Raw genomic sequence first — 22,549 nt, 5'->3', positions numbered from 1 at the left:
TCGTTAAAAGTTGAGCATGAAGGCGCGTGGCGCTGCGCGCTGTTGACGTGCGGATGGGATGAGGCGTAGCGGACCGCCAGTGGCTTGTGTTGTTGATGCCGCGGCGGAAGGCGGGCATGGTGTCTCCGTTTTTTTGAGTGATGCCTTCTTGGCGAGGCTCAGCATTAAGACCCCATCATCGTTGAAATGGCATAATTTGATAATTGCAATTTTTCCGAGGATTAATGCATGCAGCGCATCAATTACGAACTTCATGATTTGCAGGCCTTCGTGGCCGTGGCGGAGCGCAACAGTTTTCGCCAGGCCGCGGCCGACCTGTTCCTGTCGCAGCCGGCGCTCAGCCGCCGCATTGAAAAACTCGAGGATGCGCTGGGGGTCAAGCTGTTCGAACGCACCACCCGGCGCGTGCAGCTGACCAATGTGGGGCAGGTGTTCCTGGTGAATGTGCGCGATGCGCTCAACGGCCTCGAGGATGCCGTGCTGGGCGTCGCCGACCTGGCCGCGCACCGCACCGGGACGGTGACGTTCGCCTGCGTGCCCTCGGCCGTGTGGCACTTCCTGCCGGACGTGCTCAAGCGCTTCAGCGCGCAGTTTCCGAAAATCCGCGTGCGCGTGCATGACGAGAGCGCGCAGGACGTGCTCAACCTCGTGCTGGCCGGCGAGGCGGACTTCGGCATCAGCTTTACGGGCGCGGAAAATCCGGAGATCCATTTCCAGCCCATCTACGTCGAGACCTATGTGCTGGCCATGCGGCACGATCACCGGCTGGCCAGGCGCAAGAAGCTGAGCTGGAAGGATACCGTCGACGAACGCTATATCTCGGTGGCCAAGTCGAGCGGCAACCGCAGCGTGCTCGATGCGGCGCTGGCTGGCGTGGAAAAGCATCCGTGGATCTCGTGCGAGATCAACCACGTGTCAGGCATCTTGGCGCTGGTGGAGTCGGGCTTGGGCGTGGCGGCGGTGCCGGGCCTGTCGATTCTGCCGGAGCGGCAAGGCACGGTGGTCGGCGTGCCGCTCGTCAATCCTGCCGTCAAGCGCACGCTGGGCTTGATCAGCCGGCATCAGCACGCGATGCCGCCCGCGTCACGCACCCTGTTCGACATGATGAGCGCGAGCATCGCAAAGCAGGGGCGGCGGACATGAGCGGTGCGCTGCGGCGCACGAAAAGGGCAGACTTTATTTTTGCATGATGGGATCGCGTCCCAGGGTGCGCGCCAGCGCGCCGCCGTCGCCACGCCAGAATTCGCGGTCGGCCAGGCGCACGCGCTCGGCCGCGTGCTGCATGTGTTCCATGGCCGCCTGGCGCGCCCGCTGCGGGTCGCCGTCGGCGATCGCCTGCACGATCTTTTCATGTTCGCGCCGCACCTCGATGGAAAAGTCCGTGCGCCGCGCTTCATTCGCGCGCGTCACCTTCACGGCCGAGCGGATCGGGTCGGCGAACATGGCGACGAATTTCGGCCAGTAGGGGTTGCCCGTCGCCTCGGCGATGCACAGATGCAGGCGCACGTCTTCTTCCACGCCGTCGACGCCGGCCGCCACGGCTTCCTCGATGCGGCGCAGCGCGTGTTCGATGTCGGCCAGCTGGCCCGGCGTGCGCCGCACGGCCGCCAGCGCGGCGATTTCCGCTTCCAGTCCCTGGCGCACCTCGATCAGGTTCAGCAGCGATTGCACCGACTGCTCCGTCAGTTCGTCACCCCGTTCGCCCGTTTTCGCGCCGTCCTGCGCGCACACGAAGGTGCCGCTGCCCTTGCGCGTGGCGACGATGCCGTCCGCCTGCAGCAGAGCGATGGCTTCGCGCAGCACCGTGCGGCTGACGCCGAAGTGCGTCGCCATGGCTTGCTCGGACGGCAGACGCGTGCCGCCGGCCAGGCCGTCGTTGTGGATTTGCTGGCGCAGCCGTGCCGCCACCCGCGCACCCAGGGTGCCGGTGGTGAAACTGCCTGCGGCGGGCTCCGGCGGGGGAAGGGTAAAGCGGAACGTGCGGTCCATCGGATGCATCCTTGTGCTAGCGGTTTTTATGCGGGCTTGCCTGCTTGCCATTATATGGAATATACAGCTTGACACACACAAAACACACACATAATATACATCCATACAAATTTTAGACAAGTTGCCAACCACCACCGGTGGACCATAAAAACCCGGCACGGTCGATCCCCCAGCGATCAGGAGACAAGCATGGACGTATCACAAGCATTGCCCGGGCAGGCGGCCGGCGCCGCCGCCAGCCAGAAAACCATCGACGACGCCGTCTATCGCAAGGTGACCTGGCGCATCATCCCTTTCCTCATGCTGTGCTACATCGTCGCTTACCTCGACCGTGTGAACGTGGGCTTCGCCAAGCTGCAAATGCTGGCCGACCTGCAGTTTTCCGAAACCGTGTACGGCCTGGGCGCCGGCGTGTTCTTCCTCGGCTACTTCCTGTTCGAGGTGCCCAGCAACGTGATGCTGCACAAGATCGGCGCGCGCGTGTGGATCGCTCGCATCATGATCACGTGGGCCATCATCTCGGGCGCCTTCATGTTCGTCACCACGCCGACCCAGTTCTACGTGATGCGCTTCCTGCTCGGCATCGCCGAGGCGGGCTTCTTCCCGGGCATCATCCTGTATTTGACCTACTGGTATCCATCCGAGCGCCGCGCGCGCATGGTGTGCACCTTCATGGCCGCCATTCCCGTGGCGGGCCTGATCGGCGGCCCCCTGTCGGGCTGGATCATGGAAACCTTCGCCGGCTGGCACGGCTATGCGGGCTGGCAGTGGATGTTCGTGCTCGAAGCGATACCCGCCGCGCTGATGGGCGTGGCCGTGCTGCTCTACCTCGACAACAGCATCCGCGCTGCGAAGTGGCTGACGGAAGAAGAGAAAGTCATCCTCGAGCAGCGCATCGCCACGGAAGCGCAAGGCAAGGTCTCGCACCCGTCGATCCGCGCCATGTTCGCCGACCCGCGCATCTGGGTCATGGCCCTGATCTATTTCTGCTGCGTGATGGGCCAGTATTCGCTGACCTTCTGGCTGCCCAGCCTGATCAAGGCGGCCGGCGTGACGGGCGTGCTCAATATTGGCCTGTTCACGGCGATCCCGTATTCGGTGGCCGTGGCCTCGATGATCCTGCTGGGCCGCAGCTCGGACAAATACCGCGAACGCCGCTGGCACATGGCCATCCCGCTGGTGGTCGGCGCCGCCGCCATCGTCTGCAGCGCGCTGGCCGGCGCCCACAACACGGGCTGGGCCATCTTCTTCCTGACGATCGCCGCCGGCGGCATCCTGGCCGCCTCGCCCATGTTCTGGAGCCTGCCGACGGCTTTCCTCGGTGGCGTCTCGGCCGCCGCAGGCATCGCCGCCATCAATTCCGTGGGCAACCTGGCCGGCTTCGCGGCGCCCTACATGATCGGTTCGATCAAGGACCTGACGCAATCGACCGACATCGCCATCTACCTGCTGGCCGGCATCCTGGTGATCGGCGCGGCCATCATCATGCGCGTGCCGGCCAAGCTGGTGAACAAATAAGACTGGAGCAGCAGATGAACGTAGAAATGAAAAAAGTGGGCGTGATCGGCCTGGGCGCCATGGGCATGGGCATCGCGCAATCGCTGCTGCGCGCGGGCTTCGACGTGCATGCCTGCGACGTGCGCCCGGAAACCGTGCAAACGCTGGTCGAGAAGGGCGCCCATGCGGCGCCGTCTCCGGCCGCGCTGGCGGCGCAGGTGCAAGCCTTGCTGATCGTCGTCGTCAATGCACAGCAGACGGAAACCGTGCTGTTTGGAGAACACGGTGCGGCCAGCGCCCTGGCGCCCGGCAGCGTCGTCATCGCCTGCGCCACCGTGGCGCCCGAATTTGCCGAAGCGCTCGGTGCTCGCCTGGCGGCCATGGGACTGCGCTTCATCGACGCACCCATTTCCGGCGGCGCGGCCAAGGCGCAAGCGGGCGAAATGTCGGTGATGGCGGCCGGCGCACCCGATGCATTCGACGCGTGCGCCGCTATTTTCGACGCCATCTGTGCAAAGCTGTACCGCCTGGGCGAACAGCCGGGGCAGGGTTCCAAAGTCAAGATGATCAACCAGTTGCTGGCCGGCGTGCACATCGCCGCCGCCGCCGAAGCGATGGCGCTGGGCTTGCGCGCCGGCTGCGATCCGGATGCCCTGTACGAAGTCATTTCGAACAGCGCCGGCAGTTCCTGGATGTTTCAGAACCGGGTGCCGCACATTTTGAAGGGCGACTATACGCCGCTGTCGGCCGTGAATATTTTTGTGAAGGATTTGGGCATCGTGCTCGATTACGCGAAAAAAAGCGTGTTTCCACTGCCCCTGTCGGCCACGGCGCACCAGATGTTCATGCAGGCGTCGGCCGCCGGCTTTGGCGGCGAGGACGATGCGGCCGTGATTAAAACTTTCCCCGGTATCGATTTGCCGGCGAAAGCGTCATTGAATCAAAAGGAGCCATGATGACTGTCTTACTGGGATGTATCGCCGACGATTTCACGGGCGGCACCGACCTGGCCGGCATGCTGGTCAAGGCCGGCATGCGCACAGTGCAGCTGATCGGCGTGCCGCAAGGTCCGCCACCTGGCGATGTCGATGCCGTCGTCATCGCGCTCAAGTCGCGCACGAATGCCCCGGAAGAGGCGGTGGCCGAATCGCTGGCCGCGCTGGCCTGGCTGCAGCAAGCCGGATGCAGGCAGTTTTACTTCAAGTACTGCTCCACGTTCGACTCCACGCCGCGCGGCAATATCGGTCCCGTGGCCGAAGCGCTGATGCGGGCGCTGGACACGGACTTCACGATCGCCTGCCCCGCGTTTCCCGCCAACGGGCGCACCATCTACAAGGGCAACCTCTTCGTCGGCGACGTGCCGCTGGCCGAGTCGGGCATGCGCGACCATCCGCTGACGCCGATGACCGATTCGAACCTGGTGCGCGTGCTGCAGCAGCAGGTGCAAGCCAAGGTGGGCCTGGCCGATTACAGCGTGGTGGAAAAGGGCGCGGCCGCCATCGCCCAGCGCTTCACGGACTTGCGTGCGCAAGGCTGCCGCTTCGCCGTCGTCGATGCCGTGTCGAACCGCGACCTGGAAGCGATCGGCGCCGCTTGCGCCGACTTGAAACTGATCACGGGCGGTTCCGGCATCGCGCTGGGACTGCCGCAGAACTTCCGCCAGCGGGGCCAGTTGTCACCATCGCCCGCGGGCCAGGCGGGACGTTTGCCGCCTGCGACGGGTTTCCGCGCCGTGATTTCGGGCAGCTGCTCGGTGGCCACGCAGCAGCAGGTGGCGCATATGCGTGAACAGGCGCCAGCATTCCACGTCGATCCGCTGCAGCTGGCCGCGGGCGGCGAGGTGGTCGACGCCGTCGTGGCGCAGGCCTTGGCCTGGGCCGGCGCGCACCTGGCACAAGGCCCGGTGCTGATCTATGCCACGGCCACGCCGGACGCCGTGCGCGCCGTGCAGGCGCGGCTGGGCGTGGAGCGTGCCGGGGCCCTCGTCGAGGAAACGCTGGCCGCCATCGCGCAGGGGCTCGTGCGCCACGGTGTGGGGCAGTTGATCGTCGCCGGCGGCGAAACCTCGGGCGCCGTGGTGAAGGCGCTGGGCGTGGCGGGCTTGCGCATCGGCCCCGAGATCGACCCGGGCGTGCCCTGGACGCTAGCGTTGCCCGCGCCGGGCGACGAGGGCAGGGCGCCGTTGGCGCTGGCCCTCAAGTCCGGCAATTTCGGCACCGTGGATTTCTTCAGCAAGGCCTGGCAGGTGCTGGCATGAGCGCCGACGAATCGCGCCAGCGCGAGCTGATCGTCGACTTCGGCAAGTCGCTGTTCGAACGGGGATTGACTGCGGGCAGCAGCGGCAACCTGAGCGTGCGCCTGTCCGACGGCTGGCTGCTCACGCCGACGAACGCCAGCCTGGGGCGGCTCGATCCCGCGCAGCTATCCAAACTCGATTGGGACGGCAAGCTGATCAGCGGCGCGCCGCCGTCGAAAGAGGCGTTCCTGCACCGCGCCATGTACGAGGAGCGGGGCAGCGCGGGCGCCATCGTGCATCTGCACTCGACGCATTCGGCCGCCGTGTCGTGCATGTGCGGCTTGAACCATGACGATTGCATCCCGCCATTGACGCCGTACTTTGTGATGAAGGTGGGGCGCTTGCCCCTGGTGCCGTATCACCGGCCGGGCGACCCGGCGCTGGCGGGCGCGATTGGCGCCATGGCGCGCAAACATTCGGCCGTGCTGCTGGCCAATCACGGTCCCGTCGTCTCGGGCACCAGCCTGGAAGCGGCCGTGTATGCGGCCGAGGAGCTGGAAGAGACGGCCAAGCTGTTCCTGCTGCTGCGCGACGTGCCCACGCGCCCGCTCGACGCGGCGCAGATCGCCGACCTGAAGCACACGTTCAAACTCGACATATAAGATTCCCTAGGAGATACCGCATGCCCCGCTTTGCCGCCAACCTGACCATGATGTTTAACGAAGTGCCTTTCCCGCAGCGCTTTGCCGCCGCCGCGCAAGCGGGTTTCCAGGGCGTCGAATTTTTGTTCCCCTACGATCACGCGCCGCAGGAAGTAGCCGGCTGGCTGCGCGAAAACAAGCTGCAGAACGTGCTGTTCAACCTGCCGCCGGGCGACTGGGCGGCAGGCGAGCGGGGCATCGCTTCGCTGCCGGGCCGCGAAGAGGAATTCCGGCTTGGGGTGGCGCGGGGCATCGCGTATGCGCTGGCGCTGGGCACCCCGCGCGTGCACATGATGGCGGGCCTGCTGCCCGTGGGCGCCGACCTCGCCCTGCACCGCGCCACCTACCTGGCCAACCTGCAGTACGCGGCGAAGGCCGTGGGCGAACATGGCATCGAGCTCTTGATCGAACCGATCAACGGGCGCGACATGCCCGGCTACTTCCTCGTCACGCAGGCCCAGGGCCATGCGCTGCGCCTGGAGTCGGGCGCGTCCAACGTCAAGGTGCAGATGGATTTTTACCACACGCAGATCGTCGAAGGCGATATCGCCATGACGTTCAGGAACAACTTCGACGGCATCGCCCACGTGCAGATCGCCAGCGTCCCGGCCCGCAATGAGCCGGACGATGGCGAAGTCAATTACCCGTATTTATTCGGCCTGCTCGATGAACTGGGCTACGAGGGCTGGATCGGCTGCGAATACCGTCCGCGCGGGCGCACCGAGGATGGCCTGGGCTGGCTTGCCGCTTACCACAACACGCAAGGAGAATTGAAATGAAAGTACTGATTACCGGCGGCGCCGGTTTCCTGGGGCAGCGCCTGGCGCGCCAGTTGCTGGCGCAAGGCCGGCTGACGGACAGCCACGGCCAGTTGCAGACGATCAGCGAGCTGGTACTGGTCGATGTCGTGGCCGCGCATGACTTCAACGATGCGCGCGTGACAGTGGTCACGGGCGACATCGCCGACGGCGCCTTGATGCGCGCCACCATCGATGCGCAGACAGCGTCGATCTTCCACCTGGCGGCCATCGTCAGCGGCCAGGCGGAAGCCGATTTCGAGCTGGGCATGCGCATCAACCTCGATGCGTCGCGTCTGCTGCTCGATATCTGCCGCGAACTGGGACACAAGCCGAAGGTCGTCTTCACCAGTTCCGTGGCCGTCTACGGCGGCAAGCTGCCGGACGTGGTGCAGGATACGACGGCCCTGAATCCCCAGTCTTCATACGGCGCACAAAAGGCCATCGGCGAATTGCTGCTCAATGACTACAGCCGCCGTGGTTTTGTCGATGGCCGCGTCTTGCGCCTGCCAACCATCAGCGTGCGCCCGGGCAAACCGAACAAGGCGGCGTCGTCCTTCGCCAGCGGCATCATCCGCGAACCGTTGAATGGCGAGGCGGCCGTCTGCCCCGTGTCCACCGATTTGCGATTGTGGCTGCTATCGCCGCGCGGCGCCATCGCCTCGCTGATCGCCGGCCACGAACTGGCGGGCGAGGCCTTTGGCGCCAGCCGCACGGTGAACTTGCCGGGCTTGAGCGTGAGCGTGGGCGAGATGATCGCCGCGTTCGAAGAAGTGGCCGGCAGCGAGGTAGCAAAGCGCATCAGCTATGCGCCCGATCCTGCCGTCGAGCGCATCGTCAAGAGCTGGCCCGGCGCCTGGGACACGTCCCGCGCCGAAGCGCTGGGCTTGACGGCCGATGCGGATTTCGCCGCCATCATTCGCGCCTATATCGACGACATGAAAGCGGCGGGCTAGGCGCTTGTCGTCAGCTGCGAGCGGCGATAGTCGAGCGGCGTGCTGCCCACCAGTTCCGTAAAACTGCGGTTGAAATGGGCCTGGTCGAAGAAGCCCAGTGCATGCGCCAGGCTGGCCAGGTCGGGCGCATCGGGCCGCGCCAGGCGCCAGATCGCTTCCTGCAGGCGGTAGCGCTGGATCACCCACTTCGGCGGCACGCCCACGTAGTTGGCGAACAGGCGCTGCAGCCGGCGTTCGCCGATGGCCATGTTTGCGCACAGCTGCGCCACGCTTGCCGGGCCGTTGTGGGCTGCCGCCGCGGCAGTCAGCCTGGCGGCCAGCAGGGCGGCGTCATCGACCTGCGGCAGCCTGGCCAGCAGCAGCGCCTGCGCCTGCGCCACCATGGCCACATCGCCGGCTTGCTGCAGCACCAGCGCCTCGGCTTGCGCGGCCGGCATGCCCAGCAGTCCGTCGGCGGCGATGGTCGTGCCGGTGAAGGTGGACAGGGGCTGGGTGATGAACGGGCGCAGGCCGCCCGGCGCGAAACGCACGCCCAGCACCTTGCCGGCGCCGCGCAAGGGTCGGTCGAAGGCGCCGCGCACCACGCCATGAATGGCGGTGCGGTCAAGGTCGAACACCAGGTGGGCGTTTGGATACGGCAGCACGCGCTGCGTCTCCGGCGCGCAGCCCCGCCTGTCCCATTCCACCACCCAGAAGTACTCGACGAACGGCGCCAGCGCGCCAGCCGGCGGGTAGGTCGCCAGCCGTATGCGCCGCGCCGCCGCCTGCGGATCGACGATGCCTTTCGGCGCCAGCCCGGGTGCCTTGAGCAGATTTGTCGTGCTGTCGGCTTTATCCAATATTTGTCTCCTGCGCTGCCTTAAGCTGGTACTCTCGCATCGATGGAAAGGGAATCATGAGATCACGCAGCTTGTCGGGCCTGATGCTGGCCGCATGTTGTCTATCGGTGGCGCCAGCCGGCGCCGCTTCGTCTACAGAAGGGGATCATCGCATGCCTATGCACGCCACGGGAAGTTTCAGCATCACCATGACGCCGTCCGCGGCGCCGCAGCGCGCGGGGCGCACGACCTTGGGCAAGGTGCTGCTCGATAAAGTCTATGCCGGCGACCTGGTCGCCACGGCCAAAGGCGAGATGCTCAGCGCCGTCACCGACACCCAAGGCGCGGCCGGCTATGTGGCCATGGAAGCCATCACGGGTGTCCTGCAGGGAAAAGAGGGCAGTTTCGTGGCCCAGCATGCGGGCACCATGGCCGATGGCCAGCAGCAGCTGTCCATCGTGATCGTGCCCCATTCCGGCACGGGGCAGCTGACGGGCATCAGCGGCACCCTGGCCATCCGCATTGAAAACGGTCAGCATTTCTACGACATCGACTATTCGCTGCCGGAGTAGGGCAAACCCATGGGCGGAAATCCTGTACTCGCTGGTACGGTCAAGCCACAGCCCAGGACTTCGTGCCGAGCGGCTTTTCAAGTAGGTCGGATTAGCGGCAAGGCCGCGTAATCCGACACCACCACCACCAGCGCCAACAATGTTGTCGGATTACGGCCCGCAGGGCCTAATCCGACCTACGCATGGCGTGGTATTCATTTGCCCAGTATCGACGCCACATTGTCGGTGCCGGGCGCGCCGAACAGCTGCTGCTTGAGGATGTGCAGCTGGTCGCGCACCTGCGCCGCCTTTTCGAACTCGAGGTTCTTGGCGTGGTCGACCATCAGTTTTTCCAGGCGCTTGATTTCCTTGCTTACCTGTTTCTCGCTCATCGCTTCGAACTTGGCCGCTTCCTGCGCCACCTGCAGGGTTTCGCGCGCTTCCTGCGGGCTGTAGACGCCATCGATCATTTCGCGAATCGATTTTTTCACGCCGATCGGGATGATATTGTTGGCCGTATTGAAGGCGATCTGCTTGGCGCGGCGGCGTTCCGTCTCGTCGATGGCGCGGCGCATGGAGTCCGTGATGCGGTCGCCGTACAAAATCGCCGTGCCGTTCAGGTTACGCGCGGCGCGGCCGATGGTCTGGATCAGGCTGCGCTCGGAGCGCAAGAAGCCTTCCTTGTCCGCGTCGAGGATGGCGACCAGCGACACTTCCGGCAAGTCCAGGCCTTCGCGCAGCAGGTTGATCCCGACCAGCACGTCGAAAGTGCCCAGGCGCAGGTCGCGCAGGATTTCCACGCGCTCCACCGTCTCGATATCGCTGTGCAGGTAGCGCACCTTGATGCCATGGTCGCCCAGGTATTCCGTCAATTGCTCGGACATGCGCTTGGTGAGGGTCGTCACCAGCACGCGCTCGTCCTTCTTGATGCGCTCGACGATTTCCGACATCAGGTCGTCCACCTGGCTGCTGGCCGGGCGCACGATGATCTGCGGGTCGACCAGGCCTGTCGGGCGCACGACCTGTTCGACCACCTGGTCGGAATGCGTCTTTTCGTATTCGGCCGGCGTGGCCGAGACGAACACGGTCTGGCGCATCTTCTGCTCGAATTCCTCGAATTTCAAGGGCCGGTTGTCGAGCGCCGACGGCAGGCGGAAGCCGTAGTCGACCAGGTTGGTCTTGCGCGAGCGGTCGCCGTTGTACATGGCGCTCAGCTGGCCCGTCAGCACGTGCGACTCGTCGAGGAACATCAATGCGTCGGGCGGCAGATAATCGACCAGGGTGGGCGGCGGTTCGCCCGGCAGCGCGCCGGACAGGTGGCGCGAGTAGTTCTCGATGCCCTTGGTGAAACCGATCTCCGCCATCATTTCCAGGTCGAAGCGCGTGCGCTGCTCGAGCCGCTGCTCTTCGATCAGTTTATTCTCCTTGCGGAAGAACTCGAGGCGCTCGCGCAGCTCGTCCTTGATGGTCTCGACGGCGCGCAGCACGGTGGAGCGGGGCGTCACATAGTGCGAACCCGGATACACGGTGAAGCGCGGGATCTTCTGGCGCACGCGGCCCGTCAGCGGGTCGAACAGCTGGATCGACTCGATCTCGTCGTCGAACATTTCCAGGCGCACGGCCAGCTCCGCGTGCTCGGCGGGGAAGATGTCGATGGTGTCGCCGCGCACACGGAAGGTGCCGCGGCCGAAATCGACCTCGTTGCGCGTGTACTGCATCTGGATCAGGCGCGCGATGACGTCGCGCTGCGCGACCCTGTCCTTGACGCGCAGGGTCAAAATCATCTGGTGGTATTCGTTCGGGTTGCCGATACCGTAGATGGCCGAGACGGTGGCGACGATGATGACGTCGCGCCGTTCCATCAGCGACTTGGTGCACGACAGGCGCATCTGCTCGATATGCTCGTTGATCGACGAGTCCTTTTCGATGAACAGGTCGCGCTGCGGCACGTAGGCTTCCGGCTGGTAGTAATCGTAGTAGCTGACGAAGTATTCGACCGCGTTCTGCGGGAAAAAGTCGCGGAACTCGCTGTACAGCTGCGCCGCCAGCGTCTTGTTGGGCGCGAAGACGATGGCCGGCCGGCCCATGCGCGCGATGACGTTGGCCATGGTGTAGGTCTTGCCGGAACCGGTCACGCCCAGCAGGGTCTGGAAGGCCAGTCCGTCGGCGATCCCCTCGGATAATTGGGCGATCGCCGCGGGCTGATCGCCGGCCGGAGGGAAGGGCTGGTGCAGCTTGAAGGGGGAGTCCGGGAAAGAGATAATTGCGCTTTCCGCCTCGCTGGCGGTAGATAATTCGGGCATGTGAATCAGACCTTTGTTAGAATAGTGCTCTGCTGGCGGCCCTGGCGTTGTATTTTGGGGCGCTGTCTACAACTCCGCTGTGAACCTGCTTCCAATCGAATCCAATCTTATCATGACGAACCCAACTGTTTCTGCCAGTCTGTTTAGCGCCATCGAGATGGCCCCACGCGACCCGATCCTGGGCATCACCGAAGCATTTAACGCGGACCAGAATCCCGCCAAAATCAATCTGGGCGTTGGCGTCTATTATGACGACAACGGTAAAGTGCCTCTGTTAGCTTGCGTACGCAAGGCGGAAGCCATCCTGATCGAACAGGCCGCCCCACGCACCTATCTGCCGATCGAAGGCCTCGCTGCCTACGACAAGGCGGTGCAAGAACTCGTATTTGGCGCCGATAGCGCCGTAATTCAAGAGCGCCGCGCCGTGACCGTGCAAGCCATCGGCGGCACGGGCGCGTTGAAGATCGGTGCCGACTTCCTGCAGCGCTTCGCGCCGGGCGCCCAGGTCTACATCAGCGACCCGAGCTGGGAAAACCACCGCGCGCTGTTCGAAAACGCCGGTTTCGTCGTGAATAACTACACCTACTACGATGCCGCCACCCATGGCGTGAACTTCGACGGCATGCTGGCCAGCCTGAACGCCATGCCAGCCGGTTCCATCGTCGTGCTGCACGCCTGCTGCCACAACCCGACCGGCGCCGACCTGAGCGTGGCCCAGTGGGATCAGATCATTGCCGTCGTCACCTCGCGCGGCCTGGTGCCGTTCCTGGACATGGCCTATCAGGGCTTCGCCAACGGCATCGCCGAAGACGGCGCCGTGGTGCGCCGCTTCGCCGACGCGGGCGGCCCGCTGCTGGTGTCGAACTCGTTCTCGAAATCGTTCTCGCTGTACGGCGAGCGCGTGGGCGCCCTGAGCGTCGTCGCCTCGAGCGCCGATGAAGCGGCACGCCTGCTGTCGCAGCTGAAACGCGTCGTGCGCACCAACTACTCGAACCCGCCAGTACACGGCGGCAAGGTGGTCGCCACCGTCCTGGCCACGCCGGAACTGCGCCAGCTGTGGGAAGAGGAACTGGCCGGCATGCGCGTGCGCATCCGCGAAATGCGCAACGCCTTCGTGGAAAAGCTGAAAGCCAAGGCGCCAGGCCACGATTTCGAATTCGTGCGCCAGCAAATCGGCATGTTCTCGTACTCGGGTCTGACCAAGGAGCAGGTGGCGTCCTTGCGCGAGCAGTCGATCTACGCCGTCGACACGGGTCGTATCTGCGTGGCAGCATTGAATTCGCGCAACATCGACATCGTTATTGACGCGATCGCCAAAGTGCTTTAAGATCTTGCTTCTTCGGCGCTGCATGCAAGTGCGGCGCTGATGGCGGTAGAAAGTCGGCGATGGCCATGTTTGTGAAGATGCAGTATCTGTCTTGCAAGTATGGAACAAACGACATATAATATTGCCTCTTTTCCCTGATAGCTCAGTTGGTAGAGCGACGGACTGTTAATCCGCAGGTCCCTGGTTCGAGTCCAGGTCGGGGAGCCAGAATTCGAAAGGCCGCGTTGAAAAACGTGGCCTTTTTTGTTTTATTCGAAAGGCCGCGTTGAAAAACGTGGCCTTTTTTGTTTTTGCGCCGCCGGCGCAGACGTCATGGCCGGCATAAGAATTTCCCTATGGGAATCTGGACATGTGCTTGCTTGCCCTATATAATACGGCCTCTTTTCCCTGATAGCTCAGTTGGTAGAGCGACGGACTGTTAATCCGCAGGTCCCTGGTTCGAGTCCAGGTCGGGGAGCCAGAATTCGGAAGGCCATGTTGAAAAACATGGCCTTTTTTGTTTTTCGCCGCAGCCGGCAGGGCCGGCCTGTGCGTGATCGCGTTTTGCGCTATCCTGAATGCATCACTTCAGGAGCGCCTTCCCATGACTTGTACCTCCGCCTTGCGCCATATCGTCCTGTGCGACTTCCTCGATGGCATCACGTCCGCCAAGCACGCCGAGCTCGTCTACGAGTTCTCCCAGCTGAAACACCGCATTCCCGGCGTGCGGCAATTCGAATGGGGGCCGAACGTCAGCCCGGAAGGTCTCGATGACGGCTTTACCGATTGCTTCACGCTGACCTTCGATGATGCTGCCGCGCGCGACGTGTATCTGACCCATGCGGCCCACCTGGCCTTTGTCGAGCGGCTCAAGCCATGGCTGGGACGGGTGCTGGTCTTTGATTACTACCCGCAAGAGCATCCCGGCTGACCGCTGCCGGGCAGGGGGGGGCGTCGGGGAAATACACATTTTTACGGTGGAAATCTGGACATCGTAAAATTTCCCCTATAGAATGCGGCCTCTTTTCCCTGATAGCTCAGTTGGTAGAGCGACGGACTGTTAATCCGCAGGTCCCTGGTTCGAGTCCAGGTCGGGGAGCCAGAACATGTAGTAGCAGAAAGCCCAGCCTTTAACGGTTGGGCTTTTTGCGTTTCAGGCGCTGTTACTTGGGCGCTTGAATTGTGTCCAGCGTCTTGATGATGGCTTCTTGAAATTTCACCGGTTCATCCTGGTGTATCTGATGCCCGGAATGTTCAAAGAGCACCAGTCCTTTTCTTGGCGCCTTCAAGGTGTCGAAATACGCTTGCGTGATCCTGGTCGAGGTCTGGATGTCGTTCTTGCCGACGAAGAAATACACGGGGCAGTCAACGCTTTTCAAGGTCTTGGGCAGATCAATGTTCATGACCTCGTTCCAGACGGGCGACCAGGTCTTTGACCATTGCAGAAAACCCGTCTTGAATCCCTCGCTCGTCGCAAATGCCTTGCCATCCTTGTAAAAAAGCCATTTCCGTAAATAAAACATGCTTTCGTCACTCGCAAATGGGAAGCTGACACTGTTCAGTTCCTGGCTGGCGACGGCATTGTCCTTGAAATGCAGTTTCAAGGCTTGCAGCAATTCTTTCTCGCTTTCAAGCTGGCTCACGACAGGATTGGAAGCGAAATAGGCATGCAGCAACTGCGGGTGATGCTTGACGATATAAAAGCCCAGGACGTTGCCCCAGGAACTGCCCAGCAAGTAGATTTTTTCCTGCTTTAACTGCTTGCGCAGAAATTGTATGACTTCATACGTGTCCTGCTCCATCTGCCCGACCGATGGCTGCGTGGGCGAAGGATTCAGTTTCAAGGTTTTCCCGGCGTCCCGCTGGTCCCATTGCACAATCGTGTATCGGCTTTTCAGGAGATTGCTGAAGGCATCCGCGCCCTTGATCATGGAGCTGCCCGGGCCGCCTGACAGGAACAGCAGGACGGGCTTGTGCGCGTCGTCCGTCTTGATTTCCAGTACCTGCTTGATGCCGCCGATGTCGGGCGTCAGGGTGGTGCCGACTTCGGCGGAAACGGGTTTCGCTTCCGCCGTGGTTTGCGCCATGCATCCGTAGAAGGGAAGCAGGGCGGTAAAGAATACTGCCAATGTCATTTTTTTTATCATGGTATGGGAGGTCAGTTTCAGGTTGCTTGCAAGGGGGCCGCATTGCACGCCGCAGTTGAGCAGTTATCTGGCGCATGGTCTGCGGCGGGTACGTCAATCTGCCTCCTTGTCAAAAAGTTGGTTTCATAGAACTGGCCTTGCCCGGCATGCAGCCGCGCGCGCATCGCTTGCAACTGGCCGGGGGGCGCTTGCGGCGACAGATCAGCCGGCGCACCTATGCTGGCTATGCTGCCAATTTTTAAGCAAGCTTGCAATCATTTCAAGGGGAATCGTCGTGCATTCTTCGCCGTCTATGCTGGCAAGCCTGGGTGTGGCGCCCTGCGGCCGCGCCAGTTCAATTGCCTGCCGCTGTTGCGGCAGTAATGCTCCATTGGCAAACAATTTACTTCTGTAGGATAATATGGAACCGGTTCCATCTATGCGCAAATGCAATGTGGCGCAATCATCGAAGTCAATAAAACAACAAGTCTTGCGGGAGTCTCATGAACTATCCAGGCAGCGAACCATCTGCAACATCCGTTTCATCCCTTCCCCGCATCAGCCGCCGCCACGCCCTGATCGGCCTGGCCGCCTTGCTGGCGCAGGCCGGTTTCTGGAGCAATCCCCTGTCCGCCGCCATGCAGGCGCCGGCCAGCGCTCCGGCGCCCGGCCCGGCGCCTGCCACTATGCTGTTCTACACCTTGTCGCAAACCATCACGGGCCATCGCGACCTGTCCGCCGCGACGGCGGCGCGCATCGAGCAAGCCATGCGCACGAACGTGCCCGGCTTCGCCGAGCGCTTGCCGCAACTGGGCGCGCTGCTCGTCACGGGCCAGGAAGCCAAGGCCCTGCTGGCGGCCGCCAGCGCCGCCGATGCGGGCCTGCGCGAACTGGCGCTGGCCATCGTTGCCGCCTGGTACACGGGCACGGTCGCCGGCAACGCGGCGCAGGGCACGAAATCCATCGTCGTCGCGTATGCGGAAGCCTTGATGTACCGCACGGTGGCCGATGGCCAGGTCGTGCCGACCTATTGCAATTACGGCCCCCTGTGGTGGCTGAAGGCGCCGCCGGCCGTGCGCGTCTCCGCGCCCGTGGCGCCCAAACCCGTACCGGCCCCGGCCACCACCGGCACTCCCGAACCGAAAGGCAAGCAAGCAAAATGAAATCTCCCCAATTCAAGAGTAATGGCGACGTCGTCGCCGATGTCGTCATCGTCGGCACAGGTGTCGTCGGCGCCATGATGGCCGACCAGCTGGCCGCGCAAGGCCATTCCGTGATCATGCTGGAGGCGGGCCTGCGCATCGAGCGGGGGCAAGCCGTGGAAAACTGGCGCAACATGCCGTTCGAGAACCGCGTCGGTTCCGACTTCCAGGGCCTGTATCCGCAGGCGGAGAACGCGCCCGCGCCCCTGTATTTCCCGAAGAATAACTATGTGGAATTGTCGGGCCCCAGCGGCAGCAGTTTCCAGCAGGGCTATCTGCGCACGGTGGGCGGCACGACCTGGCACTGGGCCGCGTCGTGCTGGCGCCACTTGCCATCCGACATGCGCATGAAAAGCGATTACGGGGTAGGGCGCGACTGGGCCATTTCCTATGATGAGCTGGAACCCTACTATTGCCGCGCCGAGCAGGAAATGGGCGTGGCCGGCCCCAACGATCCCGCCCTGCAGTCGCCCAGCGAACGCAGCGCGCCGTACCCGATGGACATGGTGCCCTGGGGCTATGGCGACAAGCGTTTCGCCGAAGTGGTCAACCCGCATGGCTACCGTTCCGTGCCGATTCCGCAAGGGCGCTCGACGCGCCCATGGCAGGGGCGTCCCACTTGCTGCGGCAACAATAATTGCCAGCCGATCTGCCCCATCGGCGCCATGTACAACGGCATTCACCACGTGGAGCGGGCCGAGCTGAAAGGCGCTGGTGTACTGGCCGAGGCCGTCGTCTACCGCATCGACACGGACCAGAACAACCGCGTCACCGCCGTGCACTGGTATGACGCCAAAAAACAGTCGCACATGGCGACGGGCAAGGCCTTCGTGATTGCCTGCAACGGCATCGAGACGCCCCGTTTGCTACTCCTGGCGGCCAACCAGAACAATCCGAACGGCATCGCCAACAGTTCGGATCAAGTCGGCCGCAACATGATGGACCACTCGGGTTTCCACTGTACCTTCCTTGCCAATGAACCGATCTGGACGGGCCGTGGTCCCGCGCAGAGCAGCTGCCTGGTGGGGCCGCGCGACGGCGCCTTCCGGTCGCAGTATTCGGCCAACAAGATGATCCTCAACAATATCACCCGGGTCGGGCCTGCTACCCAGCAGTCGTTGAAGCTGGGCCTGGTGGGCAAGGATCTCGACGACGAAATCCGCCGCCGCGCTGCGTTTGGCGTGGACTTGTCGATCAGCCTGGAACCGCTGCCCGAAGCGCATAACCGCTTGACCCTGAGCAAGACGCGCAAGGACCCGCTGGGCCTGGCCTGTCCCGACATCTACTACGACGTGGGCGATTACGTGCGCGCTGGCGCGAAGGCGGCGCACGCGCAGCTCGAGCATATCGGCAAGCTCTTCGGCGCCGTGGAATTCCATATCACCGACAGCCTGAACGCGAATAACCACATCATGGGCGGCGTCATCATGGGCAGTAACCATCTTGACTCCGTGGTTGACGGCAATTGCCGCGCCCACGACCACGCCAACCTGTGGCTGCCGGGCGGCGGCGCCATGCCGTCGGCCAGCGTCGTCAACACCACCCTCAGCATGGCCGCGCTCGGTTTGCGCGCGGCCGACGACATCGCCCGTACCCTGGCACGGGAGGCAGCATGATGCGCCGCCTGTCCCTCGCCCTCGGCATGGCGTTGCTGTCGGGTATGGCTACGGCAGCCGTGCCCGCTTCCGTGCCGCCCGTCACCCTGACGCCGGACCGTCCGGCCGCGCCCGTGGCCGCCAAGCCCGATGCACGCCTCGAGCGGGGCCGCTACCTGGCCATCGCCGCCGACTGCATGGCGTGCCATACGGCGGCGGGCGGCAAGCCGTATGCGGGCGGCTACGCCATCGATTCGCCGCTGGGCACGATCTATGCGACGAATATCACGCCGTCGAAACAAGGCGGCATCGGCCACTACACGGAAGCCGACTTTGCGCGCGCCCTGCGCGACGGCATGCGCGCCGATGGCAGCCACCTGTATCCGGCCATGCCCTACACCAGCTATGCGCAGCTGACGGATGCGGACGTGGGCGACCTGTATTACTACTTCATGCAGGCGGTCAAGCCCGTCGATGCGCCGGCGCGCCAGACGGCCCTGCCATTCCCGTTCAATGTGCGCCTGTCCATGCTGGGCTGGAACACCTTGTTCCTCGACAATAAACGCTTTGTGCCCGATCCGGCGAAGAGCGCGCAGATCAACCGCGGCGCCTACCTGGCCGAAGGCCTGGCGCACTGCAGCGCCTGCCACACGCCGCGCAACGCGCTGATGGCGGAAATCGGCAGCCAAACCCTGGCGGGCGCGTCGCTCGGTTCCTGGCACGCACCGAACATCACGTCCGACAAGGTCAGCGGCATCGGCGCCTGGACGGATGCGGAACTGACGGCCTACCTGAAGACGGGCCACGTGGAAGGCAAGGGGCAGGCGGCGGGCGGCATGGCCGAAGCCATCCAGAACAGCCTGCAGTTTCTGCGCGACGACGACGTGGCCGCCATCGTGGCCTGGCTGCGCACGGTGCCGCCCGTGCGCGCGCCGGGCCAGACCAAGGCCGCCTTCAGCCACGGCAGCGCCGCCAGCGAGGAAGCTGCGCTGCGCGGCATGGCCGGCGCCACCGAGCACCATTCGCTCAACAGCGGCGCCGTGCTGTTTTCCGGCTATTGCGCCAGCTGCCATTCGGCCAGCGGCGCCGGCAGCACGGGGCAAAGTTATCCTGCGCTGTTCAACAACACGGCGACAGGCGGCAACACGCCGGCCAACCTGGTCTCGGCCATCCTGTTCGGCGTCGAGCGCAAGATCGAAGGGGAAGAGCACGAAGCGTTCATGCCCCGTTTCGACCAGCGTTCCTACGTGCAGCCATTGACGGACGAACAGGTCGCCGCTATCGCCAACTACGTGCTGAAACAGTACGGCAACCCGGACGTGTCCGTCACGCCTGCCTACGTGGCGCAGGCGCGCAGCGGCGGAGAGAAGCCCGTGCTGGCGCGCGCGCAACCGTTCATGCTGCCGGGCGGCATCGTCGGCATCTTGCTGCTGATCGCATTGTTTGTATGGCTGCGCAGGCGCCGCCAGCGCAAGGGATAAGCGGCGAAACGGCGGCGAATATGAACGTTGGGCGCAACTTGCAGTAAAATGCAGGCTGAAAAATGGTTACGAGCAATCGTAGCCATTTTTTATTCTGGCACTATCCTGTTCTCGCCCATTTGAAAATTGACCATGTCTCACTCCTTGCATCACCAATTTTTACGTTTCGCCGCCGTCGGCGCATCCGGCACGGCCGTGCAATACAGCGTGCTGTGGGGCGGCGTGGAATGGGCCGGCATCAGCGCCGCCGCCGCGTCCGGCATCGGCTACATTCTCGGTTCCGTCGTCAACTACCTGCTCAATTACTTCTTCACGTTTAAAAGCGACAAAGGCCATGGCGAAGCGGCCAGCAAGTATTTCACCTTGCTGGGCATCGGCTGGTGCATCAATACGGGCCTGATGTGGCTGCTCGTACACCAGCTGGGCTGGTATTACTGGCTGGCGCAGGTGCTGGCGACGGGTATCGGGCTGGTCTGGAATTTCGCGGGCAGCCGCTGGTGGGCCTTCAAGCCGGCCGGCGCCACGGGAAAGTAGTCATTTCGTCATAAAAAGAGGCGCACTGGCCACACGCAGGCGCCCGGTTCTACCAAAACAAGGGGTTAATCATGCAGTTCCTGGAACGCTATTTCAAACTGAAGGACAACGGAACCAATGTGCGCACGGAGCTGCTGGCCGGCCTGACCACGTTCCTGACGATGGCCTACATCATCTTCGTCAACCCGTCCATTCTCGGCGACGCGGGCATGCCGAAAGATTCCGTTTTTGTCGCCACCTGCCTGGCGGCCGCCATCGGCACCCTGATCATGGGCCTGTACGCGAACTACCCGATCGCGCTGGCGCCGGGCATGGGCTTGAATGCGTATTTCTCGTACACGGTGGTCAAGGGCATGGGCATGAGCTGGGAAGTGGCGCTGGGCGCCGTCTTCATTTCCGGCTGCCTGTTCATCCTGGTCAGCCTGTTCAAGGTGCGCGAGATGATCATCAACAGCATCCCGCCCGCGCTGCGCACGGCGATTACGGTCGGTATCGGCCTGTTCCTGGCCATCATTTCCCTGAAAAGCGCCGGCGTGGTGGTGTCGAACCCCGCCACCATCATCGCGCTGGGCGACTTGCACCAGGCGGCGCCCATTTTGGCCATCTTCGGTTTCTTCATCATCGTCGCGCTGGACCGCCTGAAAGTGCCGGGCGCCATCCTGATCGGCATCCTCACCATCACCATTGCCAGCTTTTTCTTTGGCGGCAACCAGTTCAACGGCATCGTCTCGGCGCCGCCCGCCATCAAGCCGACCTTGTTCAAGCTCGACATCATGGGCGCGCTGTCGATCGGCATCGTCAACGTGGTGCTGGTGTTTTTCCTGGTCGAATTGTTCGATGCGACGGGCACCCTGATGGGCGTGGCCAACCGTGCCGGCTTGTTGAAAGACGGCAAGATGGAGCGCATGAACAAGGCCTTGCTGGCCGACAGCACGGCGATCGCCGCCGGCGCCTGCCTGGGCACGTCGAGCACCACCGCCTTCGTCGAGAGCGCCGCCGGCGTGCAGGCGGGCGGACGCACGGGCTTGACGGCCGTGGCCGTCGCGCTGCTGTTCCTGGGCAGCCTGTTCTTCGCTCCGCTGGCGCATACGGTGCCGCCGTACGCGACGGCGCCCGCGCTGCTGTACGTGGCCTGTTTGATGCTGCGCGAACTGACCTTCATCGACTGGGATGACAGCACGGAAAGCATCCCGGCCGCCATCACGGCGCTGATGATGCCATTCACGTATTCCGTGGCCAGCGGCGTGGCTTTCGGCTTCATTACCTATGCGGTATTGAAACTGTTGACGGGCAAGGGCAGGCAGGTATCGGTGGTGGCCTACATCATCGCCGCCATCTTCCTGTTCAAGTTCATCTACCTGGGCGAATAGCGGGGAGGGCTGGGCCGGAGCCGCGTGTCCGGTGCTGTCATCGAAAAAAGCGGCAATCAAGAAGCGACAATCGCAAAAAGGCCGCCCGTGCATCCGCAGGGGCGGCCTTTTTTGATGGCGGGACCTACATCAGCAGCGCGGCCACCAGGTCTTTCCTGGTGTCGCCAGCGCTGCCGTCGAAGCGCAAGGCCGCTTCCACATGCGTCAGGTGTTCCACCATCAGGCGCGCCGCCAGATCGGCGTCGCCGCTGCGTGCCGCATCGAGAAAGCGGCCGTGTTCGTCGCACGAGCAGGCGGCCGCGTGGCCCGACTGGTACAGCATGGTGATGAGCGAGCTGCGGCCTACCAGTTCGTGCACGATGTCGCGCAGAACGGCGTTGCCGGCGATATCGGCCAGCAAGACGTGGAAGTCGCCCAGCAGTTGCGAGCGCAGCGGCGTCGCTTGCGCCAGCGCCAGGCGTTCCGCTTTCAGGTGCCGATCGAGCATCCTGTAGTCGGCAGGTTTGGCCTGCGCGACGAATTCGCGCGCCAGGGCCGCTTCGATGATGCGCCGCGCGGCAAAGATGTCGCGCGCTTCCGCTTCACTGGGCTGGCTGACGAAGGCGCCCTTGTCGGGCACCATGCGGATCAGTTTGTCTTTCGAGAGGATCAGCAGGGCGGCGCGGATCTTGGTGCGGCTGACGCCATACAGCCGGCACAGCGCCTCTTCGCGCAGCCGCGTACCGGGCGGCAATTGGCGCGCCACGATGGCGGCCGCCATATGTTCGGCAATTTCCGCCGAGCTGTCGCCGCTGCCGGCCTTGTCTACCAGGGTTGCGCTTGATTCTGTCATGTCGGGTAAGAGCAGTCAGCCAGGGGCAAGGCGAACCTTGCAAGCGCATGTCCGTGCGGCGGCGTGGTTGACGCCCCGCTGCCGGCATGCCGTTGTGCGCCTTGCGTGTCGGCAAGGCATGGCTATTCTACTATCTTGCCTGGCGGCGCGCAGACGGGCGCAGCCATCCGGAGAGGCTGGTCTGCCGGCGGCCTGTTTTGCTGCTCATGCAGCAACCATGTCGTAACGACTGGACATGAGAAATTTTGACGTATA

General features: G+C 63.5%; 21 protein-coding genes and 3 tRNA genes. 18 read left to right on the top strand and 6 right to left on the bottom strand.

From position 1 onward, the window contains the following. Nucleotides 1-3: 3 nt before the first annotated feature. A complete protein-coding gene (locus tag ACQ4W4_RS02625; protein ID WP_436540666.1) occupies nucleotides 4-255 on the bottom strand; it encodes a hypothetical protein in 252 nt (83 codons plus the stop codon). Here ACQ4W4_RS02625 and ACQ4W4_RS02620 point away from each other — a divergent pair. Then, on the top strand, nucleotides 229-1,143 hold the full coding sequence (locus ACQ4W4_RS02620; RefSeq protein WP_436540665.1) for a LysR family transcriptional regulator: 915 nt from the start codon (nucleotides 229-231) through the stop codon (nucleotides 1,141-1,143). The genes ACQ4W4_RS02625 and ACQ4W4_RS02620 overlap by 27 nt on opposite strands. Nucleotides 1,144-1,176: 33 nt before the next feature. On the opposite strand, the gene ACQ4W4_RS02615 is transcribed toward ACQ4W4_RS02620, so the two are convergent. Further along, nucleotides 1,177-1,989 (bottom strand): FadR/GntR family transcriptional regulator, encoded by an 813-nt coding sequence (locus tag ACQ4W4_RS02615; protein ID WP_070310460.1) that lies wholly within the window; start codon nucleotides 1,987-1,989, stop codon nucleotides 1,177-1,179. Nucleotides 1,990-2,178: 189 nt separating this feature from the next. Between ACQ4W4_RS02615 and ACQ4W4_RS02610 the strand changes: the two genes are divergently transcribed. From ACQ4W4_RS02610 to denD, 6 genes are read left to right on the top strand one after another with little or no spacing between them, the layout of a single operon-like run. Beyond that, nucleotides 2,179-3,507, top strand: a complete 1,329-nt coding sequence (locus tag ACQ4W4_RS02610) for an MFS transporter (RefSeq protein ID WP_436540664.1) — start codon at nucleotides 2,179-2,181, stop codon at nucleotides 3,505-3,507. Nucleotides 3,508-3,521: 14 nt separating this feature from the next. Continuing rightward, a complete protein-coding gene (gene ltnD / locus ACQ4W4_RS02605; RefSeq protein WP_436540663.1) occupies nucleotides 3,522-4,442 on the top strand; it encodes an L-threonate dehydrogenase in 921 nt (306 codons plus the stop codon). Beyond that, nucleotides 4,442-5,743 carry a 3-oxo-tetronate kinase gene (gene otnK, locus ACQ4W4_RS02600; protein ID WP_436541112.1) on the top strand — a complete coding sequence of 434 codons (1,302 nt, stop codon included), beginning with the start codon at nucleotides 4,442-4,444 and terminating at the stop codon, nucleotides 5,741-5,743. The genes ltnD and otnK overlap by 1 nt, the downstream gene beginning before the upstream one ends. Beyond that, entirely contained in the window at nucleotides 5,740-6,384 is a 645-nt protein-coding gene (otnC, locus tag ACQ4W4_RS02595; RefSeq protein WP_436540662.1) for a 3-oxo-tetronate 4-phosphate decarboxylase, read from the top strand. The genes otnK and otnC overlap by 4 nt, the downstream gene beginning before the upstream one ends. 20 nt (nucleotides 6,385-6,404) lie before the next feature. Then, complete coding sequence (gene otnI / locus ACQ4W4_RS02590) at nucleotides 6,405-7,202, top strand: 2-oxo-tetronate isomerase (protein ID WP_436540661.1); 798 nt, start codon at nucleotides 6,405-6,407, stop codon at nucleotides 7,200-7,202. Next, nucleotides 7,199-8,176 (top strand): D-erythronate dehydrogenase, encoded by a 978-nt coding sequence (gene denD, locus ACQ4W4_RS02585; RefSeq protein WP_436540660.1) that lies wholly within the window; start codon nucleotides 7,199-7,201, stop codon nucleotides 8,174-8,176. The genes otnI and denD overlap by 4 nt, the downstream gene beginning before the upstream one ends. On the opposite strand, the gene ACQ4W4_RS02580 is transcribed toward denD, so the two are convergent. Next, nucleotides 8,173-9,015 (bottom strand): DUF6597 domain-containing transcriptional factor, encoded by an 843-nt coding sequence (locus ACQ4W4_RS02580; protein WP_436540659.1) that lies wholly within the window; start codon nucleotides 9,013-9,015, stop codon nucleotides 8,173-8,175. The two genes, denD and ACQ4W4_RS02580, sit on opposite strands and share 4 nt — an antisense overlap. A 152-nt stretch (nucleotides 9,016-9,167) precedes the next feature. Between ACQ4W4_RS02580 and ACQ4W4_RS02575 the strand changes: the two genes are divergently transcribed. Then, the gene (locus ACQ4W4_RS02575; RefSeq protein WP_436540658.1) at nucleotides 9,168-9,566 is read left to right on the top strand and encodes a DUF3224 domain-containing protein; all 399 of its coding nucleotides are present in this window, start codon (nucleotides 9,168-9,170) and stop codon (nucleotides 9,564-9,566) included. Between the two features lie 194 nt (nucleotides 9,567-9,760). Here the strand turns inward: ACQ4W4_RS02575 and uvrB are convergent, their stop codons facing one another. Further along, entirely contained in the window at nucleotides 9,761-11,848 is a 2,088-nt protein-coding gene (uvrB, locus tag ACQ4W4_RS02570; protein WP_436540657.1) for an excinuclease ABC subunit UvrB, read from the bottom strand. Nucleotides 11,849-11,960: 112 nt separating this feature from the next. On the opposite strand from uvrB, the gene ACQ4W4_RS02565 reads away from it, so the two are divergent. The 5 genes from ACQ4W4_RS02565 to ACQ4W4_RS02545 all read left to right on the top strand — a co-directional run bounded on the left by ACQ4W4_RS02565 (nucleotide 11,961) and on the right by ACQ4W4_RS02545 (nucleotide 14,256). Beyond that, nucleotides 11,961-13,175, top strand: coding sequence for an amino acid aminotransferase (locus ACQ4W4_RS02565; RefSeq protein WP_436540656.1), 1,215 nt, complete (start codon nucleotides 11,961-11,963; stop codon nucleotides 13,173-13,175). A 131-nt stretch (nucleotides 13,176-13,306) separates the two neighbouring features. Beyond that, nucleotides 13,307-13,382: transfer RNA gene (locus ACQ4W4_RS02560), tRNA-Asn, on the top strand. A 177-nt stretch (nucleotides 13,383-13,559) separates the two neighbouring features. Continuing rightward, nucleotides 13,560-13,635 (top strand) — tRNA-Asn (locus ACQ4W4_RS02555). 123 nt (nucleotides 13,636-13,758) lie between these two features. Then, entirely contained in the window at nucleotides 13,759-14,085 is a 327-nt protein-coding gene (locus ACQ4W4_RS02550; protein WP_436540655.1) for a Dabb family protein, read from the top strand. Between the two features lie 95 nt (nucleotides 14,086-14,180). Beyond that, a tRNA-Asn gene (locus ACQ4W4_RS02545) sits at nucleotides 14,181-14,256 on the top strand. A 61-nt stretch (nucleotides 14,257-14,317) separates the two neighbouring features. On the opposite strand, the gene ACQ4W4_RS02540 is transcribed toward ACQ4W4_RS02545, so the two are convergent. Further along, the gene (locus ACQ4W4_RS02540; RefSeq protein ID WP_436540654.1) at nucleotides 14,318-15,349 is read right to left on the bottom strand and encodes an alpha/beta fold hydrolase; all 1,032 of its coding nucleotides are present in this window, start codon (nucleotides 15,347-15,349) and stop codon (nucleotides 14,318-14,320) included. Between the two features lie 434 nt (nucleotides 15,350-15,783). On the opposite strand from ACQ4W4_RS02540, the gene ACQ4W4_RS02535 reads away from it, so the two are divergent. The 5 genes from ACQ4W4_RS02535 to ACQ4W4_RS02515 all read left to right on the top strand — a co-directional run bounded on the left by ACQ4W4_RS02535 (nucleotide 15,784) and on the right by ACQ4W4_RS02515 (nucleotide 21,462). Then, the gene (locus tag ACQ4W4_RS02535) at nucleotides 15,784-16,443 is read left to right on the top strand and encodes a sugar dehydrogenase complex small subunit (RefSeq protein ID WP_436540653.1); all 660 of its coding nucleotides are present in this window, start codon (nucleotides 15,784-15,786) and stop codon (nucleotides 16,441-16,443) included. Beyond that, nucleotides 16,440-18,098 carry a GMC family oxidoreductase gene (locus ACQ4W4_RS02530; protein ID WP_436540652.1) on the top strand — a complete coding sequence of 553 codons (1,659 nt, stop codon included), beginning with the start codon at nucleotides 16,440-16,442 and terminating at the stop codon, nucleotides 18,096-18,098. The genes ACQ4W4_RS02535 and ACQ4W4_RS02530 overlap by 4 nt, the downstream gene beginning before the upstream one ends. Beyond that, nucleotides 18,095-19,558 (top strand): c-type cytochrome, encoded by a 1,464-nt coding sequence (locus tag ACQ4W4_RS02525; protein WP_436540651.1) that lies wholly within the window; start codon nucleotides 18,095-18,097, stop codon nucleotides 19,556-19,558. Before ACQ4W4_RS02530 ends, ACQ4W4_RS02525 begins: the two co-directional genes overlap by 4 nt. Nucleotides 19,559-19,690: 132 nt before the next feature. Beyond that, nucleotides 19,691-20,092, top strand: a complete 402-nt coding sequence (locus ACQ4W4_RS02520) for a GtrA family protein (RefSeq protein ID WP_215408753.1) — start codon at nucleotides 19,691-19,693, stop codon at nucleotides 20,090-20,092. A gap of 71 nt (nucleotides 20,093-20,163) precedes the next feature. Continuing rightward, nucleotides 20,164-21,462: an NCS2 family permease gene (locus tag ACQ4W4_RS02515; RefSeq protein WP_436540650.1), complete on the top strand. Its 1,299-nt coding sequence runs from the start codon at nucleotides 20,164-20,166 to the stop codon at nucleotides 21,460-21,462. A 124-nt stretch (nucleotides 21,463-21,586) separates the two neighbouring features. Here ACQ4W4_RS02515 and ACQ4W4_RS02510 read toward each other — a convergent pair whose 3' ends face one another. After that, on the bottom strand, nucleotides 21,587-22,294 hold the full coding sequence (locus ACQ4W4_RS02510) for a GntR family transcriptional regulator (RefSeq protein ID WP_436540649.1): 708 nt from the start codon (nucleotides 22,292-22,294) through the stop codon (nucleotides 21,587-21,589). Nucleotides 22,295-22,549 lie beyond the last annotated feature (255 nt).

The organism is Janthinobacterium glycogeni, assembly GCF_051380725.1.
In the GTDB taxonomy this organism is placed as follows: Bacteria; Pseudomonadota; Gammaproteobacteria; order Burkholderiales; family Burkholderiaceae_D; genus Janthinobacterium.
Note: the sequence above shows the minus strand (reverse complement) of the source record. Positions and strands in the feature narration are given on the sequence as shown.